General features: G+C 35.7%; 1 protein-coding gene. It reads right to left on the reverse strand.

The window, feature by feature from the left end:
* A partial coding sequence (gene wecB / locus E1140_RS00105; RefSeq protein ID WP_343034104.1) for a non-hydrolyzing UDP-N-acetylglucosamine 2-epimerase occupies positions 1-669 on the reverse strand: 669 nt, incomplete at its 3' end.
* Positions 670-673 lie beyond the last annotated feature (4 nt).

The following is a 673-nucleotide window of genomic DNA, read 5'->3' on the forward strand; positions in this document are numbered from 1 at the left end:
ATCATAAAACATTTTATCCAGAGCTTTCTTTGTTCGTGGGTGTAGAGGAAAAACAACAGAATAAGTTTGGGCTAACTCATCTAGTGTTTCTATTATTTCTTTTATTTTGATTGCATTATCGGTATTCTCAGCTCTATGGATGGTAGCCAGTATATAATTATTTTTTCCTAAAGCTAGTTTATTTAGAATGTCACTGTTTTGATCGGCTAAAGAAGAGTAGAAAAGAGCTGCATCATACATTACATCTCCTACATTAATTACTTTATTTGAGGAGACACCTTCTTTTTTCAGGTTGTCTACCGCTGCTTGTGTTGGTGTAAAAAGCACATCAGCAATATGGTCAGTAAGAACTCTGTTTTGTTCTTCCGGCATTTTCTTATTAAAGGACCTAAGCCCTGCTTCAACGTGTATTACAGGTATATGTAGTTTTGATGCTGCTAAAGCGCCAGCCAAGGTAGAATTGGTATCACCATACACAAGTAAATAGTCAGGACTCTCATTCAGCAATACCTTTTCAATTTCTATTAGCATTAGCCCGGTTTGCTCACCGTGTGAACCACCTCCAATTCCCAAATTATAATTTGGCTTTGGAATATTTAATTCTTCAAAAAAAATATCTGACATGTTTGGATCATAATGTTGCCCTGTATGTACTATTACCTCCGTAATTCTT

This window comes from Fulvivirga lutimaris (genome assembly GCF_009711525.1).
Taxonomy (GTDB): Bacteria; Bacteroidota; Bacteroidia; order Cytophagales; family Cyclobacteriaceae; genus Fulvivirga; species Fulvivirga lutimaris.